17 protein-coding genes are annotated in these 16,668 nt (G+C 68.2%); 11 read left to right on the top strand and 6 right to left on the bottom strand.

The window, feature by feature from the left end:
• Positions 1–410: 410 nt before the first annotated feature.
• Positions 411–953 carry a hypothetical protein gene (locus AC07Y4_RS23165; RefSeq protein ID WP_487850454.1) on the bottom strand — a complete coding sequence of 181 codons (543 nt, stop codon included), beginning with the start codon at positions 951–953 and terminating at the stop codon, positions 411–413.
• A 123-nt stretch (positions 954–1,076) separates the two neighbouring features.
• Between AC07Y4_RS23165 and AC07Y4_RS23160 the strand changes: the two genes are divergently transcribed.
• Entirely contained in the window at positions 1,077–2,048 is a 972-nt protein-coding gene (locus AC07Y4_RS23160; protein WP_062470498.1) for a LysR family transcriptional regulator, read from the top strand.
• Between the two features lie 49 nt (positions 2,049–2,097).
• Here AC07Y4_RS23160 and AC07Y4_RS23155 read toward each other — a convergent pair whose 3' ends face one another.
• Positions 2,098–2,271 carry a hypothetical protein gene (locus tag AC07Y4_RS23155; RefSeq protein WP_167394953.1) on the bottom strand — a complete coding sequence of 58 codons (174 nt, stop codon included), beginning with the start codon at positions 2,269–2,271 and terminating at the stop codon, positions 2,098–2,100.
• A 129-nt stretch (positions 2,272–2,400) separates the two neighbouring features.
• Here AC07Y4_RS23155 and AC07Y4_RS23150 point away from each other — a divergent pair, with 129 nt between their 5' ends.
• Complete coding sequence (locus AC07Y4_RS23150) at positions 2,401–3,207, top strand: metallophosphoesterase (RefSeq protein ID WP_487850453.1); 807 nt, start codon at positions 2,401–2,403, stop codon at positions 3,205–3,207.
• Between the two features lie 16 nt (positions 3,208–3,223).
• On the opposite strand, the gene AC07Y4_RS23145 is transcribed toward AC07Y4_RS23150, so the two are convergent.
• Positions 3,224–3,958, bottom strand: coding sequence for a GntR family transcriptional regulator (locus AC07Y4_RS23145; RefSeq protein WP_062470492.1), 735 nt, complete (start codon positions 3,956–3,958; stop codon positions 3,224–3,226).
• A 297-nt stretch (positions 3,959–4,255) separates the two neighbouring features.
• Here AC07Y4_RS23145 and AC07Y4_RS23140 point away from each other — a divergent pair, with 297 nt between their 5' ends.
• From AC07Y4_RS23140 to AC07Y4_RS23105, 8 genes are all read left to right on the top strand, one after another.
• Entirely contained in the window at positions 4,256–5,593 is a 1,338-nt protein-coding gene (locus tag AC07Y4_RS23140; protein WP_487850452.1) for an aromatic ring-hydroxylating dioxygenase subunit alpha, read from the top strand.
• A 10-nt stretch (positions 5,594–5,603) separates the two neighbouring features.
• Positions 5,604–7,052, top strand: a complete 1,449-nt coding sequence (locus tag AC07Y4_RS23135) for a glutamine synthetase family protein (RefSeq protein ID WP_487850451.1) — start codon at positions 5,604–5,606, stop codon at positions 7,050–7,052.
• 8 nt (positions 7,053–7,060) lie between these two features.
• Positions 7,061–7,384: a 2Fe-2S iron-sulfur cluster-binding protein gene (locus AC07Y4_RS23130; RefSeq protein WP_062470484.1), complete on the top strand. Its 324-nt coding sequence runs from the start codon at positions 7,061–7,063 to the stop codon at positions 7,382–7,384.
• Between the two features lie 97 nt (positions 7,385–7,481).
• Complete coding sequence (locus tag AC07Y4_RS23125) at positions 7,482–8,687, top strand: ABC transporter substrate-binding protein (protein WP_487850450.1); 1,206 nt, start codon at positions 7,482–7,484, stop codon at positions 8,685–8,687.
• Between the two features lie 39 nt (positions 8,688–8,726).
• Positions 8,727–9,587, top strand: a complete 861-nt coding sequence (locus tag AC07Y4_RS23120; protein WP_062470478.1) for a branched-chain amino acid ABC transporter permease — start codon at positions 8,727–8,729, stop codon at positions 9,585–9,587.
• Positions 9,584–10,546, top strand: a complete 963-nt coding sequence (locus tag AC07Y4_RS23115; RefSeq protein WP_062470475.1) for a branched-chain amino acid ABC transporter permease — start codon at positions 9,584–9,586, stop codon at positions 10,544–10,546. Before AC07Y4_RS23120 ends, AC07Y4_RS23115 begins: the two co-directional genes overlap by 4 nt.
• Positions 10,543–11,313, top strand: a complete 771-nt coding sequence (locus AC07Y4_RS23110) for an ABC transporter ATP-binding protein (protein WP_487850449.1) — start codon at positions 10,543–10,545, stop codon at positions 11,311–11,313. The genes AC07Y4_RS23115 and AC07Y4_RS23110 overlap by 4 nt, the downstream gene beginning before the upstream one ends.
• Complete coding sequence (locus AC07Y4_RS23105) at positions 11,306–12,034, top strand: ABC transporter ATP-binding protein (protein WP_487850448.1); 729 nt, start codon at positions 11,306–11,308, stop codon at positions 12,032–12,034. Before AC07Y4_RS23110 ends, AC07Y4_RS23105 begins: the two co-directional genes overlap by 8 nt.
• Positions 12,035–12,038: 4 nt before the next feature.
• On the opposite strand, the gene AC07Y4_RS23100 is transcribed toward AC07Y4_RS23105, so the two are convergent.
• The 3 genes from AC07Y4_RS23100 to AC07Y4_RS23090 all read right to left on the bottom strand — a co-directional run bounded on the left by AC07Y4_RS23100 (position 12,039) and on the right by AC07Y4_RS23090 (position 15,338).
• The gene (locus AC07Y4_RS23100; RefSeq protein WP_487850447.1) at positions 12,039–12,386 is read right to left on the bottom strand and encodes a hypothetical protein; all 348 of its coding nucleotides are present in this window, start codon (positions 12,384–12,386) and stop codon (positions 12,039–12,041) included.
• Between the two features lie 101 nt (positions 12,387–12,487).
• Entirely contained in the window at positions 12,488–13,657 is a 1,170-nt protein-coding gene (locus AC07Y4_RS23095) for an ABC transporter substrate-binding protein (protein ID WP_070061347.1), read from the bottom strand.
• A gap of 85 nt (positions 13,658–13,742) precedes the next feature.
• Positions 13,743–15,338, bottom strand: a complete 1,596-nt coding sequence (locus AC07Y4_RS23090) for a phospholipase D family protein (protein ID WP_487850446.1) — start codon at positions 15,336–15,338, stop codon at positions 13,743–13,745.
• Positions 15,339–15,434: 96 nt separating this feature from the next.
• On the opposite strand from AC07Y4_RS23090, the gene AC07Y4_RS23085 reads away from it, so the two are divergent.
• A complete protein-coding gene (locus AC07Y4_RS23085; RefSeq protein ID WP_062470462.1) occupies positions 15,435–16,664 on the top strand; it encodes a nucleoside recognition domain-containing protein in 1,230 nt (409 codons plus the stop codon).
• Positions 16,665–16,668: the final 4 nt, after the last annotated feature.

The following is a 16,668-nucleotide window of genomic DNA, read 5'->3' as shown; positions in this document are numbered from 1 at the left end:
CTTTCTTCACCACCCACAACCAGCGCCCCTGAGGGCACCAGTCGCTTCAAACACCAGAGGTATTCAGCAGCGAAGCCTGCCAGTGTATGTCATTTTGGGTGCCGAAGCCAACACGAGATGAAAAGAATCTTGCAGTGAGACCGCTCCACAGCTTGCCGCGTCTTCAGGCACCGCTTGATCTCACGGCGCTCCCCAGGAGCGACTCCATCCGCCCCCTTATATATAGAGGCGTACGCTCCCCCAACCAGGGCGCCATCGAGCAACTCCCGCAGCGCCCCCATGACAGCAGAGACATTCACCAACCTGCATCGGCTCAGCCCCCAATGAAAAAGGCCCGTCGGACATACGTCCGACGGGCCTTTGAACCAACTCAACTACAGCCGGCCGCTCGGCGCCCGGTTCAGCCTTGTTTAGTAATAGCGCGAGCTGTTCATGCGGCGCATCGCTTCGTACAGCGTGGGCATGCGCACTTCTTGCGAACGACGGTTCATGCGAGCCAGTGCGTCGACCTTGGCGACGGCTTCGACCGACACGACGTCGTCCGACTGCTGGCGCCACACCGCGGCCTGCAGCTCTTGCATGATGCGCGGGTCGCTCTGGGCGGTCGCCAGGAAGCGGGCGTCTGCACGCGCTTGTGCACGGCGCTCAGCAGCTTCGCGCCACAGGGTGGCCAGGCTGCTCTTGCGGACCGAGCCGACGAAGAGCGCGAACAAGGCGATGGCGGCAACGCAGAACACGGTCCATGCGGCGAGCAGTGCGCCTTCGTCCCAGCTGGAGACGATCTTGTCGGCGACCACGAGCACGGCGGCCGCGAGGGCCAGCACGAACAGTGCGATCAGCGGACGGGCGCCATGGGCGCCGGCACGGGCGGCCTGGATCTGGCCGAAGAGAACTTCGGCGCGACGGACGCCGGGATGTTCGGTGGGTTGGTCAACGTGGACAAAGCTGGTCATGATGCATCCCTCCTGGGGATAAGTGGTAATCAGTGGTGGCGAACAAGGCCGATGCCCTGATATTAGGGATTACCCCAGTGTTCCGCCACTTTATCTTTCTGATGTTTATCATTCATATCACTGATGGACGTCAATTTCCGCACATTCGACCTCAACCTGCTGCGCGTCTTCGACGAGGTGATGGCAGAGCGCAACCTCACGCGCGCCGCCCGCAACCTCGCGATCACCCAGCCGGCCGTAAGCAACTCGCTGCGCCGCCTGCGCGAATTGCTGGGCGACGAGCTGGTGCGGCGTTCCGGTGCGGGCGTGGAACCCACGCCGCGCGCGCAAGCCCTCTGGCCGACGGTGCGCGACGCCTTGCGCCAGCTGCAGCACACACTGGCGCCCGGCGAGTTCGATGCCGGCACCGCCGACACGACCTTCCTGCTGGCCATGGCCGACGCCACGGCCGCCGAACTCATGCCGGGGCTGGTGAAGATTGCGGAAGAAGAAGCCCCGGCCATCTCGCTGCGCGTGCTGCCGCTGACCACGCGCGACCCGCGCCGCATGCTGGAGCACGAAGAAGTCGACATGGCGATCGGCTACTTTCCGGCCGTGATCGCGAGCCTGGCGGCGCGCGGGCAATCGGGGGTGGGGGTGCCGTTCGAGACTCAGCGGCTCTACCTGGGCCAGTATGTCTGTGTGATGCGACGCGGCCATCCGCTGGCCAGCGCCCCGCTGACGCTCGACAGCTACTGCACGGCGCGGCACCTGCTGGTGAGTTTTTCGGGGCGGCCGTACGGCTTCATCGACCAGACGCTGGGCGCCATGGGGCGCGAGCGGCGGATCGCGGTGACGGTGAACCAGTTCTTCACCGCCGGGCGCGTGGTCGCGAATTCGGACCTGCTGGCGGTGCTGCCGCGTCACTTCGTGAGCGTGACGGGCATCGAGAATCAGCTGGTGGTGCGGGACCTGCCCTTCGACCAGCCGCCGGTGCACGTGGATGCCATCTGGCACCGGCGCGCCCAACATGGGCATTCGCACGAGTGGCTGCGCACGGCGCTGTTGCGCTCGGCGGCCGCGGCGTTCGCGGGCTCGGTCCACGGGCAGGCGTGACCTGCCCTTGGATCCCGGTGCGCCGCACGGGGCGGCGCGCGTCAGCGAATTACCTGACGACGCTGAGCCAGGCGGAAGCCGCCGCACGCAGCTCCTGCGCGTGGTGCGCACCGCGACCGGCACGGCTGTCGGCGCTTTCCATCAGCGCGGCAGCGTGGCTGGCGGGGGTCTGGCTCGGCGACGAACGGAAGAAACGGGCCACTTGGGCAAGAAGACTGAACATGACGGTGCGCGGCTTGTGGCTGCGACGGGGTTGATTAACGATGGATGTAGATTAAGGGTAATCCCTAGTAAAGCAAGCCCCAGGTTATGCATCTCACGCATAGTGCGATTCACCTAGACTGACCCGACGATGAAGCTGCAACTGCTCTCCGACCTCCACCTGGAATCCCACCCCAACTTTCATGCCGACCCCATCCCGGGCGCCGACCTGCTGGTGCTCGGGGGCGACATCGGCTCCTACCAGGAAGGCTCCCGCCTGGCGGACACCGACTTCGGCCTGGGCCGCTTCTCGCCGCGCAAGGGCTGGCCGACGCCGGTGGTCTACGTGCCGGGCAACCACGAGTACGACAACCTCGACTTCGACGCGACGCATGCGCGCCTGCGGGCGCTGTGCGACGAGCTCGGCATCCTCTGGCTGGAGCGCGAGACGCTGGTCATCGAAGGCATCCGCTTCATCGGCACCACGCTGTGGGCCGATTTCGACGCGCTGGTCGAACCCCGCGACGGCCTCGCCGAGGCGCTCAAGAAGCGCGGCAAGGCGATGCGCGCGGCCGATTTCTACCTCGAGAAAATGGCCGGCACCCGCGACGGCAAGCCCTTCATGGCTGCCGAAATGAGAGAGCAAGCGCTCACCTGCCAGGCCTGGTTGCGCGACGCGCTGGCCCAGCCCTACGACGGCAGGACGGTGGCCATCACCCATTTCGCGCCCAGCCTGGCGAGCGCCGATCCCCGCTACGGGCTCACGCCCGGCACCGCGGGCTTCTGCAATTCGCTCGACGAACTGTTGCCCCATGCGCAGCTGTGGCTGCACGGCCACCTGCATTGCCCGTTCGACTATGTGAAGGACGGTTGCCGCGTGGTCGCCAACCCGCTGGGCTACCGCAGCAACGGCGAGCAAGAGGGCTACCAGCCCCAGCTGCTGATCGAGATCCGCTGACCGGCCGCTTCACCGCTCAGGCGGTGCGCCCCTTGGCCACGAGCCGGATGCCCGGCATGAGCTCGGCCGCGAGTTCGGGCCGCTCCAGCGCGTAGTCGAGGTTCATGCGCGCGATCTCGACATGCTCCTCGCCGAGCGCCTGCGCACGCGAGCCCTGGCCGCGCTCGATGGCCTGCACCATCGCGTGGTGCGTGCGGTGGGCCTGGCGCATCCACTGCTGGCCCTCCTCCATCGACGACTGCATGGGCAGCATCGCGCTGGGCGCGGCGAAGGGCTGGCCGCCGAGCATGTCCATCACGCGCTTGAGCGCCAGGTTGCCGCAGCCTTCGAGGATCAGCCGGTGGAAGCGGTCGTTCATCTCGACGTACGCCGCGTAGTCGTCGATCTCCATGCTGGGCTTGTTGACGGCGCGGTCGCCGTCTTCCAGGCAGTCCTTCAGGTCGCGCAGCAGCTGGCGCGACACGCCGTCTTCCGCCAGCAGGCGGGCGGCAAAGCCCTCGATCACGCCGCGCACGCGGATGGCGTCGGCCACTTCCTGCGAGGTGAAGCGGCGCATCTGGTAGCCGCCGCTGGGCGACTGCTCGATGAGCCCTTCGTGCTCGAGGCTGGCCAGCGCCAGGCGCACCGGCGTGCGCGAGGCCCCGAGCTTCTCGGCCAGCGGGATCTCGGCCAGCCGCTCTCCGGGCACGAATTCGCCCTTGAGGATCAAGTCGCGCAGTTGCACGAGCACGCGGGATTGTTGGGAGTCCATCGGGAGGCGCCAGGGCAACAAGGAGAGGGATGAATGGGCGGATTCTAGGAGACCCGCCCGCCACTGCACGCAGCATAGCCAAACGGGCGCGATTGTTGCATGCACTGCAAACAGAAGTGTGTCAAAAACACACAATCTCCTCAGAGTTAACCCTATATATGGCCATCTCAAGCCCCAAAACAGGGCGAATCGGCCGATGAAAGTTTGACCTTTGTCAAAAATCACCAAGACAATGCATACAACTGCATGCAATGCCTGCAGACCTTCTGACAAAGACCTCTCGATGGAGCCCGCACGATGATCAGCGCCGAGCAAAACGATTTCATCACCCGCGTCGGACCCGGCGCACCCGCCGGCAAGCTGCTGCGCCGCTACTGGCAGCCGGTGGCCCTGGCCGACGAACTGGCGGGCCCGCGCCCGGTCAAGCCCGTGAAGCTCATGGGCCAGGACTTCGTGCTGTTCCGCGACGAGAGCGGCCAGCTCGGCATGCTCGACCGCGACTGCCCGCACCGCGGTGCCGACCTGGCCTTCGGCCGGCTGGAAAACGGCGGCATCCGCTGCGCCTTCCACGGCTGGCTGTTCGACGCCAAGGGCAACTGCCTGGAGACGCCCGCCGAGCCCGCCACCAGCAAGCTGTGCAGCCGCATCAAGCAGTCGGCCTATCCAGTGGTCGAGAAGGCCGGCATCGTCTTCGCGTACATCGGCGAGGGCGAGCCCCCGGCCTTCCCCGACTTCGACTGCTTCGTCGCCCCCGACAGCCACACCTTCGCGTTCAAGGGCCTCTTCGAATGCAACTGGCTGCAGGCGCTCGAGGTGGGCATCGACCCCGCGCACGCCTCGTACCTGCACCGCTTCTTCGAGGACGAGGACACATCGGAAAGCTACGGCAAGCAGTTCCGCGGCGCTTCGGCCGACTCCGACATGCCCATCACCAAGGTGCTGCGCGAGTACGACCGCCCCGACATCAGCGTGGAACCCACCGACTACGGCTTCCGCCTGAAGGCGCTGCGCAAGCTCTCCGAAGACACCACCCACGTGCGCGTGACCAACGTGGTGTTCCCGCAGGCCTTCGTGATCCCGATGAGCGCCGAGATGACCATCTCGCAATGGCACGTGCCCGTGGACGACACGCACTGCTACTGGTATGCCGTGTTCACCAGCTTCACCGGCCCGGTCGACAAAGAGCAGATGCGCGACCAGCGCCTGAAGCTGTACGAGCTGCCCGACTACACCTCGCGCAAGAACAAGCGCAACAACTACGGCTACAGCATCGAGGAACAGCTGACCGAGACCTACACCGGCATGGGCGACGACATCAACGTGCACGACCAGTGGGCGGTGGAGTCGCAAGGCGCCATCCAGGACCGCACGCGCGAACACCTGGGCAGCACCGACAAGGGGATCATTGCCTACCGCCGCGTGCTGGTGAAGGCCATCGAGGCCACGCTCGCCGGCGAAACCGCGCCGATGCTCATCGACGCCGCACAGGCCAGCGCCATGACCGGCCCGCCGTCGATCGACGGCATCGGCAAGGTGGTCGACGAAGCCGCCACCGAGGCCTACTGGCAGGACGCCGACCGCGCGCGCCGCCTGAAGTCCGACTGGGCGTCCGCACGCCTGGCCGCCACGGCCTGAGCACGCCGCCATGAGCAGCACCAACACCTTCGTCGATCGCTTCGGTCTCTGGTCGGCCGACCAGCATGCGCAGGCGCGCGAACTCGTGCGCCGCATCGACAGCGGCGAGGTGGACACCGTCCGCTTCGCCTGGCCCGACCAGCACGGCCTGCTGCGCGGCAAGACCCTGGTCGCGAGCGAGGCGCGCTCGGCCCTGTGGGAGGGCGTGAACCTCACCTCCACCCTGCTGGCCAAGGACACCTCGCACAAGACCGTGTTCCCCGTGTTCACGCAGGGCGGCGGCTTCGCCATCGAGGGCCTGCAGGGCGGCGCCGACTTCACCATCGTGGCCGACCCCGCCACCTTCAAGGTGCTGCCCTGGGCGCCGCGCACCGGCTGGATCCTGTGCGACGCCTACATGGCCGACGGCCGGCCCTGCCCCTTCGCGACGCGGCAGATCCTGCAGCGCGCGGTGACGCAGCTCGACGAACTCGGGCTGGACTTCATCGCCGGCCTCGAGGTCGAGTTCCACGTCTTCAAGCTCGAAGACGCGCGCATGGGCCTGCCCGACTCGGGCCAGCCCGGCGAGCCGCCGCGCGTGTCGCTGCTCTCGCACGGCCACCAGTACCTGACCGAGCTGCGCTACGACCGCGTCGACGGCCTCATGGAGCTGCTGCGCTCGCAGCTCGTGGCGCTCGGCCTGCCGCTGCGCTCGCTGGAGATCGAGTTCGGCCCGAGCCAGTTCGAGCTCACCTTCGGCCCCACGGCCGGCGTGACGCCCGCCGACACCATGGTGCTGCTGCGCAGCGCCATCAAGCAGATCTGCCAGCGCGCCGGGCTGCACGCGACCTTCATGTGCCGCCCGAAGATCCCCAACGTGATGTCCAGCGGCTGGCACCTGCACCAGTCGCTGCGCCGCAAGAGCGACGGCGTGAACGCCTTCATGCCCGAGCCCGGCGAACGCGACCTCAGCGAGATCGGCATGCACTACCTCGGCGGCCTGAAGGCGCACGCCTGCGGCGCCGCGGCACTGGCCAGCCCGACGATCAACGGCTACCGCCGCTACCGCCCCTTCTCGCTCGCGCCCGACCGCGCGATCTGGGCCCGCGACAACCGCGGCGCGATGCTGCGCGTGCTCGGCGGCCCGGGCCAGAACGCCTCGCGCATCGAGAACCGCGTGGGCGAGCCGACGGCCAACCCGTACCTGTACCTCGCGTCGCAGCTGTTCTCGGGGCTGGACGGCATCCGCCACCAGACCGACCCCGGCCCCTCGGCCGATGCGCCGTACGAAACGCCGGCGGAGCAACTGCCGCGATCGCTCGGCGACGCCCTCGCCTGCCTGCGCCGCGACGAGATGCTCAACACGCAGATGGGCAAGACCTTCGTCGACTACCTGTGCCACATCAAGGAAGCGGAGATCGCCCGCTTCAACCTCGAAGTCTCGGAGTGGGAACACCGCGAGTACTTCGACATGTTCTGAACCCTTCAATGCCCACGATCCACTACATCCTCAAGGACGGCACCACGCGCGAGGTCGACGCCAAGGTCGGCGCCAGCGTGATGGAGACCGCCATCCGCGGCAACGTGCGCGGCATCGACGCCGAGTGCGGCGGCTGCTGCTCGTGCGCGACCTGCCACGTCTACGTCGACGACGCGTTCCTCGAACTGCTGCCGCCGCCCGACGACATGGAAAGCGCGCTGCTCGATGCCGTCGCGTCCGAGCGCCGGCCCGGTTCGCGCCTGAGTTGCCAGCTCAGCGTGAGCGCCGCCCTCGATGGCCTCACGGTGCGTGTGCCCGATACACAGGTCTGACCAACGTGTCGGGCATCATCGCCCGCTGCCAAACATCCGGTTACAAGCCAGCGGCGCCCGCGCGGCGCATTCCACTCCCACTGAAAGGCGTTTTTTCATGACGACGACGATGACCAAGCGAACCCTCCTCTCGACCCTGCTGCTCGCCGGCCTCGGCATGGCGGGTGCGGCCCAGGCACAGACCACCGAGCCGCTGCGCATCGGCCTCATCGCGACCTACTCCGGCCCCTACGCCGACTACGGCCGCCAGTTCGACGCCGGCATCGCGCTGTACCTGAAGGAGCACGGCGGCAAGGTGGGCGGTCGTACCGTCGAGATCATCAAGAAGGACACCGCCGGCCCCGCACCCGACGCCGCCAAGCGCATCGCGCAGGAACTCATCGTGCGCGACAAGGTGAACGTGCTCACCGGCCTGGACTTCAGCCCCAACGCGTACGCCGTGGGCGCCATCGCCACGCAGGCCAAGATCCCCACGCTGGTGATGAACGCTGCCTCCTCGGCCATCACCACCAGCTCGCCCTACGTGGCGCGCCTGTCGTTCACCGTGCAACAGGTCACCGACCCGATGGCGCGCTACATGCTCAAGCAGGGCGTGAAGGACGCCTACACCGTGGTCGCCGACTACGCCTCGGGTGTCGATGCCGAGACCGCGTTCAAGAAGGCCTTCACCGCCGGCGGCGGCAAGGTCTCGGGCGAGGTGCGCACGCCGATGAACAACCCCGACTTCTCGGCCTACGTGCAGCGCATCAAGGACGCCAAGCCCCAGGCCGTGTTCTTCTTCTTCCCCTCGGGCGTGATGCCGCCGGCCTTCCTCAAGGTGTGGAAGGAGCGCGGCATGGAGCAGGCCGGCATCAAGCTCTTCGCCACCGGCGAAGCCACCGACGACAGCTACCTGGACGCCACCGGCGACGTGGCGCTGGGCCTGGTCACCAGCCACCACTACTCGTTCGCGCACAACTCGCCGAAGAACCAGAAGTTCGTGAAGGACTTCGCCGCCGACAACGGCGCCAAGCTGCGTCCCAGCTACTTCGCCGTGACCGCCTACGACACCATGGCCGCCATCGACCTGGCGCTGGCCAAGACCAAGGGCGACACCGCCGGCGACAAGTTCATGGACGCGCTCAAGGGCCTGAGCTTCGAGAGCCCGCGCGGCCCGATCGAGATCGATGCGGCCACGCGCGACATCGTGCAGACCGTCTACATCCGCAAGACCGAGCGCGCCAACGGCCAGCTGGTGAACGTGGAGTTCGACAAGTTCGAGCGCGTCAAGGACCCGGCCAAGGAAGCCGCCGCCGCCAAGTAAGCCAACGCCAGCCAGCACGCAGCAGCAAGCAGGAAATTCATGGGCATCGTGATCTTCGATGGAGTGGCCTACGGCATGCTCCTGTTTCTCATCGGCGTGGGCCTGTCCATCACGATGGGACTCATGAATTTCGTCAACCTCGCGCACGGCAGTTTCGCGATGGTGGGCGGCTACGCGGCCAGCGTGCTCATGAACCAGTGGGGCCTGGGCTTCGGGCTCTCGCTGGCGGCGGCCTTCGTGGCGGCGGCCGTGGTGGGCGCGGTGCTGGAGTTCGTGTTCTACCGGCGGCTGTACCGCGCGCACCCGCTGGACCAGGTGCTGCTGTCGATCGGCGTGGTGTTCGTCTCGATCGCCGCGTTCACCTACTTCTTCGGCCCGACGATGCAGCCCTTCACGCTGCCCAAGGCGCTCGAGGGCCAGGTGTCGTTGCTGGGCCTCGAAGTGGGCCGCTACCGCCTGTTCCTGATCGGCTGCGGCGTGGCCGTGCTGGTCGCGCTGCTGCTGGGTTTGGGCAAGACGCGCTACGGCGCGATGGTGCGCGCCGCGGTCGACAACCAGCGCGTGGCGGGCGGCACGGGCATCCACGTGCAGCGCCTGTTCTTCCTGACCTTCTCGCTGGGCTGCGGCCTGGCGGGCCTGGGCGGCGCGCTGAGCCTGGGCATGCTGGGGCTGGAGCCGTCGTTCCCGCTCAAGTACCTCGTCTACTTTTTGATGGTGGTGTGCGTGGGCGGTGCGGGCACCGTCACCGGCCCGTTCATCGCGGCGCTGCTGGTCGGCATCGTCGACGTGGCGGGCAAGTACTACCTGCCTGAAACGGGCGCCTTTCTCATCTACGTGTTCATGATCGTCATGCTGCTGGTGCGCCCGAACGGCATCGTCGCCAAGAAGGGGCTCGCATGAAGCCGCTGAGCCTCTCCCCTGCGCAACTGCGCGTGGCCGAAATCGCCTTCTGGCTCGCGCTCGCCTCGAGCTTCTTCCTGTTGCCCGACAAGCTCACGCTGATGAGCCAGATCATGATCTTCGGGCTCTTCGCCGTGTCGCTGGACATGGCGCTGGGCTACGCGGGCATCCTCACCGTGGGCCACGCGGCCTTCTTCGGCGCGGGCGCCTATGCGGCCGGCCTGCTCGCCAAGTACGGCTGGAGCGAGCCCTTCACCGGCCTGGCGTTCGCGCTCGCCGTGTGCGGCCTGCTGGGCTACGTGCTGAGCTACCTCGTGGTGCGCGGCGCCGACCTCACGCGGCTGATGATCACCATCGGCGTGTGCGTGCTGCTGTTCGAGCTGGCCAACCGGCTCTCGGGCATCACGGGCGGCACCGACGGCCTGCAGGGCGTGGTGATCGCGCCCGTGCTCGGCCTGTTCGACTTCGACCTCTACGGCAAGACCGCGTTCGGCTATGCCTTCGGCGTGGTGCTTGCGATGTTCCTGCTCGTGCGGCTGGTGCTGCGCTCGCCCTTCGGCCTGGCGCTGCGCGGCATCCACGACAGCCGCAAGCGCATGACGGCCATCGGCTCGCCGGTGGAAGCGCGCCTGCGCATGGCCTACGCGATGTCGGCCGCCGTGGCCGGCGTGGCGGGCGCGCTGCTGGCGCAGACCACGCAGTTCGTGGGCATCGAGTCGATCAGCTTCAACCGTTCGGCCGAAGTGCTGATCATCCTCGTGCTCGGCGGCACCGGGCGGCTGTACGGCGGCCTCATCGGCGCCATCGTCTACATGCTGGTGCACGACTGGTTCGCCGACATGAACCCGCAGTACTGGATGTTCTGGCTCGGCATTTTCCTGATCGCGGCCGTCATGCTCGGGCGCGGCGGGATCATGGGCGCGCTCTCGCGCGTGGTGCGCACGGGGAAGACGCGATGAGCTCGACCACCACCACGCACGCCCTGCGCACGCAGAACCTGGGCATCCGCTTCGGCGCCTTCCAGGCCGTGAGCGACGTCAACCTGTCGCTCGAGCCCGGTGCGCGGCAGGCGCTGATCGGCCCCAACGGCGCCGGCAAGACCACGCTCATCAACCTGCTCACGGGCGTGTTCAAGCCCACCAGCGGATCGATCCGCCTGGGCGAGCGCGACATCACGCGCCTGCCCGGCGACAAGCGCGCCCGCATGGGGCTGGCGCGCACCTTCCAGATCAACACGCTGTTTCCCAGCCTCACGCCGCTGCTGTCGGTGGTGCTGGCCATCTGCGAGCGCGAAGGCCTGGGCGCCACCTGGTGGCGGCCGCTCAAGGGCTGCACCGCCGTGTTCGACGAGGCGCATGCGCTGCTGGCCACGCTGAAGCTCGACGCGCTGGCCGACGTGCCCGTGGCCGAGCTGGCCTACGGCAAGCAGCGGCTGCTCGAGATCGCGCTGGCGCTCGCCGCCAAGCCCCGCATCCTGCTGCTCGACGAGCCCGCGGCCGGCGTGCCGGAGGACGAGAGCGGCGAACTCTTCGAAGCCATCGCGGCGCTGCCGGCCGACATCAGCGTGCTCTTCATCGAACACGACATGAAGCTCGTGTTCCGCTTTGCGCGCCGCATCTCGGTGCTGGTGGGCGGACGCATCCTCACCGAAGGCACGCCCGCCGAGATCGGCGCCGACCCGCGCGTGCGCGAGGTCTACCTGGGAAGCTCGCACCACCATGGCTGAATCCGCCGCACTGGCCTTCGACCGCGTCACCGCCGGCTACGGCAACGCCGTGGTCCTCGATCGTCTCGACTTCTCGCTGCGGCCCGGCGAAAGCTTGGCCATCCTCGGGCGCAACGGCGTGGGCAAGACCACGCTGCTCGAAACACTGATGGGCAACACCCGCGTGATGCAGGGTGCGATCCGCTGGCAGGGCGCCGACATCACGCGCTGGCCCGCGCACCAGCGCGTGCGCGCCGGGCTGGGCTGGGTGCCGCAGGAGCGCGAGGTGTTCCCCTCGCTCACGGTGGAAGAAAACCTCACGGTGATCGCCCGTCCCGGCAGCTGGACCTTGCAACGCGTCTACGAGTTCTTTCCGCGCCTGCGCGAGCGGCGCGGCAACTACGGCAACCAGCTCTCGGGCGGCGAGCAGCAGATGCTGGCCATCGGCCGCGCGCTCATGACCAACCCGAAGCTGCTGCTGCTCGATGAGCCGATGGAAGGCCTCGCGCCGATCATCGTGGAAGAGCTGGCGGCGGCGATCCGGCGCCTGTGCGAATCGGAAGGCCTGGCCTCGATCGTGGTGGAGCAGCATCCGGTGCTGGCCCTGGACATGACGCACCAGGCGATCGTGCTGGAGCGCGGCACCGTCGTGCACGCCGGCCCGAGCGCGGCGCTGGCGGCCGACAAGGAGCTGCTCGAAGGCTTGCTGGGCGTCGGCATCGCCGAGGCGCCAGCCGGCTGAGCCGTCAGGCCAGGCCGATCCGCCGGGCCCGCACGAAGAAACGCCACGACGCCAGCCCCCCGGCGATCAGGCTCACGCCCCACGACAGCCACACGCAGGTGTACAGGATGAAGGCCAGGCCGACGTCCACCACGGGCGCCAGGAAGGTCGTGTCCTTGCCGAACAGCACGTGGGTGCCCAGGCCCCACCACACGAAGTACGGCAGCGCGGCCAGGCACAGGCCGTAGACGAGGCTGGCCGCCAGCGGACCGAGGTGCTCGCGCAGCACGGCCCAGCGCACGAGGAAGAACAGGGCCAGGTCCAGCAGCACCAGGGCCAGCAGGCCGAGGCCCAGGATGAGTTCGAGGGTCATGGCCGCACTGTAAGCACGCCGGCCCGCCACAGGGCCGCGCGTGCGCCGGCGTACTGGCAGGCGCTACCGTGCGCCGCAGCGCGCGGTACGCCTCGACCGCATCAGCTCAGCATCTGCCCGCGGCTGCCGATCACGGCCACGTCCACGAACTGGCCGCCTTCGCGGTTGGAGCGGCCGTAGTTGATCTTCACGCCGCCCAGGTCGAAGTTCTCGATGCTCGCCATGCCGCCGAGCACGGCGGCGCGCGTCGGCGCGGGGCCGGCGCGGCGCAGGCCCTCGGCCAGCACGGCGGCGTTCATGTAGCCCTCCAGGCTGGTGAGCGAGAAGTCCTTGGTGCCGTTGGCCACCATGTCGGCCTGGTAGCGGCGCACGATCTCGAACTTGGTCGAGTACGGCGACGGCACCACGATCACGAAGCCCAGGCCGCGCGCCAGGTCGCCCATGGCCGACAGCGCGCTGGCCGTGATCGACAGCCCGTAGGCCGAGCTGCTGTTGCCCGCGCCGCGCAGCGCCTTCAAAAACACCGGCGCCGTGCCGGCCAGGCCGACCACCACCACCTGCGGCTTGGCCTTGGCGATGGCCTCGGCGGCCGGGCCCACTTCCATGCTCGTGGTGTTGGGCGTGGTGGCGATCACCGCCGGCTCCAGCTTGGCCTTGGCCAGCGCGTTCTTGAACGCCGCCAGCACCGACTGGCCCAGCGGGTCGTTCGAATGCACGAGGCCGATGCGGGTCTGGCCCAGCACGGCGGCCGTGCTCACCAGCTTGTCGACCTCCTGGTCGTAGTTGGCGCGCACCCAGAAGGTGTTGGGCGAGGTCTTCTTGCGCAGCGCGATGGTGCCGGTGATCGGGCCGACCACGGCCATGCCGGGCACCGCATCCATCACCTCGGCGGTCTGGCGCGTGCCCAGCGGGTGCACCAGCGCGAGCACCGAGCTGTCCTTTTCGAAAGCCAGCGCGTTGGCCTTGGCCACCTCGGGCTTGAAGGTGTCGTCGGCCATCACGAGCTCGACCTTGCTGCCGTGGATGCCGCCGGCCTTGTTCAGCGCGTTGAAGAACGCGCTGGAGCCCTGGTACAGCCCCTGGCCGTTGGCCTTTTCGACGCTGCTGTTGTCGAAGGTCGTCCCGATGCGGATCGCACGGTTCTGCGCGAACGCCGGAAATCCCAGCCCGACGCCGGCCGCGGCGGCCGTCGTGGCGGCCAGCCCGGAAAGAGCGCGGCGGCGGCTGGTGGAAAGCGGCGCGGTCGACTCGCGCGGCACGGGGACGGTCATGATCAAAGCCTCCAATAGTCGGTGACAAAAGTTCACATTTCAAACAGAAATGTAACGCACCTCACTGGATCGGTCATGACAAACCCTAGAGCAGCTCCTCGCCCACGATGGGTAAAAGCAACCAGTTCTTGAAGCGCAGCCAGAGGAATTCCCCCGGTTCGTCCTCGTGCACGATGTCGCCGCCGGCGTCGTCGTATTCGAGCCACTGCACACGCCGCCCGCCCGGCGCGAGCCGCAGCCGGTAGCCCAGGTTGACGCGCTCGCCGTTCATGAGCTTGTCGTAGTCCTGCACCAGCCGCGGGCTGTCGATCACCAGGCCCATCTCGGTGTTGACGGCGGCCGAGCGGTGGTCGAGGTTCATCGAGCCGACGAAGAAGCGCTCGTCGTCCACGATGGCCAGCTTGGCGTGCAGCCGGCTGATGGACTTGCCGAAGTCGCCGAAGCGCCCCGAACGCCCGGTGAGCGTGGGCGCGATCTCGTAGATGGTGACGCCGATCTTCAGCATGTCGGCGCGGTAGCGCTCGTAGCCCGCGTAGGCCAGCGGCTCGTCGGTGGCGCCCAGCGAGTTGGTGACCACCGTGATGCGGCCGCCGCGCTCGATGGTCGCCTTCATCATCGCCATGCCGCGCGCGCCCGGAATGAAGTACGGCGAGCCGATCTTCACTTCGTGCTTCGCCGCCTGGATCACGCCGAGCGCGCCCTCGGTCACGCTGCCGCCGTAGGCCGCCTCGGCCTTGCGCGTGATCTTGTCGGGGTCATCCACGAACAGCGTGGCCGGGGCCCAGTAGCGGTCGATGCGACCGGTGGTGAGCTGCTCGCCGAGCGGCGACTTGTTCAGGATGTCGCGCTGGCGCATGGGCACGTCGGGCACGGCCGCGCGCGCCAAGGTGTCGAAGCGCCGCTGGGCTTCTTCCACCGGCACGCGCCGCGGTGCGATGCGTTCGATGGGCCAGGCGTGCTCGCTGTTCCAGTAGCGGTCGAAGCCCTCGGACATGCGCCGCACGATCGGCCCGCTGGAGAGCACGTCCATGTCGATGAAGTTCGCCGCCGTGCTGCGCATGAAGTACTCGTTGGCGATGTTGCGCCCGCCCGAGACCGCGAAGCTGTTGTCGGCCACCAGCAGCTTGTTGTGCATGCGGTGGTTGATGCGCCCGAAGTCGCCCAGCGAGAACAGCAGCCGCGCGGCCAGCGAGCCGGCGCGCGAAGGCAGCGGGTTGAACAGCCGCACCTCGATGTTCGGGAACGCCGAAAGGCTGCTGAACACCTCGTCCTCGCCTGCCGTGTACAGGTCGTCCACCAGCAGCCGCACGCGCACGCCGCGCGCGGCGGCCTCGCGCAGTTCCTTGAGGAACAGCAGGCCGACGTCGTCGTTGCTGATCAGGTAGTACTGCACGTCGAGCGACTTCTCGGCGTGCCGCGCCAGCGAGATGCGCGCGTCGAACGCAAATGCCGCCTCGGGCAGCAGCCGGAAGCCCGACAGCGGCACCGCCGCGCTGCCCTGCGGCGCATCCTTGGCGGCCAGCCGGCCCAGGTCGGTGTCGGCCACGTCGGTGATCGCGTTCGTGAGCACCGGGTGCGGCTGCGGCGGCGGCAGGCTGGCGCAGCCCGCGAGCCAGGCGAGGGCCAGCCCGCTCGACACCAGGGCGACGAAGCGACGAAGGCGGAACAGGGCGGCGGCCATGGGTCGCACTGTAGCGCCGCAGAGCCCGACCGGGGCGGCATGCCGCCCTATGATCAACGGCACACACGGCAGCCAACGAAAAGAAGGAAAAAACGCGTGCTCAATGGGTTGTGGCTGGGGTTCTTCGGGATGGCGGCGCTCGCAGCGCTGGGACGGTGGCTCGTCGGCGGCGACCCGACCGTGTTCGCGGCACTGGTCGAAAGCCTGTTCGCGATGGCGCGGCTGGCCGTCGAGGTGATGGTGCTGCTGTTCGGCACGCTCACGCTGTGGCTGGGCTTCCTGCGCATCGCCGAAACCGCCGGCCTCGTCGGCTGGCTGGCGCGCCTGCTCGGGCCGCTGTTCCGGCGGCTGATGCCGGGCGTGCCGGCGGGGCACCCGGCGCTGGGGCTCATCACGATGAACTTCGCGGCCAACGCGCTGGGGCTGGACAACGCCGCCACGCCGATCGGCCTGAAGGCCATGCGCGAACTGCAGCGCCTGAACCCCGACCCCGTGACGGCCACCAACGCACAGATCCTGTTCCTGGTGCTCAACGCCTCGTCACTGACCTTGCTTCCCGTCACCATCTTCATGTACCGGGCGCAGCAGGGCGCCAGCGACCCGACGCTGGTGTTCCTGCCGATCCTGCTGGCCACGAGCGCCTCGACGCTGGTGGGCCTGCTGTCGGTGGCTGTGGTGCAGCGCCTGCGGCTGTGGGACCCGGTGGTGCTGGCCTACCTGGTGCCGGGCGCGCTGCTGCTGGGCGGCTTCATGGCGCTTTTGGGCACGCTGTCGGCGGCGGCCATCGCCTCGCTGTCGTCGCTGCTGGGCAACCTCACGCTGTTCGGCGTGATCATCGTGTTCCTGGCGGCCGGCGCGATCCGGCGCGTCAAGGTCTACGAGGCCTTTGTCGAAGGCGCGAAGGAAGGCTTCGACATCGCGAAGCACCTGCTGCCCTACCTCGTCGCGATGCTGTGCGCGGTGGGCGTGCTGCGCGCCTCGGGCGCGCTCGACTTCGCGCTCGACGGCCTGCGCTGGCTGGTGCAGGCGGGCGGCTGGGACGCGCGCTTCGTCGACGCCATGCCCACGGCGCTCGTCAAACCCTTCTCGGGCAGCGCGGCGCGCGCGATGCTCATCGAGACCATGAAGACCCAGGGCGTCGACAGCTTCCCCGCGCTGGTGGCCGCCACCATCCAGGGCAGCACCGAGACCACGTTCTACGTGCTGGCGGTGTACTTCGGCGCGGTGGGCATCCAGCGCGCCCGGCACACCGTGGCCTGTGCCTTGCTGGCGGAGCTGGCAGGGGTGGTGGCTGCGATCGCTGTCTGCTACTGGTTCTTCGGCTGAGCCC

It is taken from the genome of Variovorax sp. GW460-12-1-14-LB1, from assembly GCF_059423605.1.
This window is presented reverse-complemented; position numbering and strand designations above follow the sequence as displayed.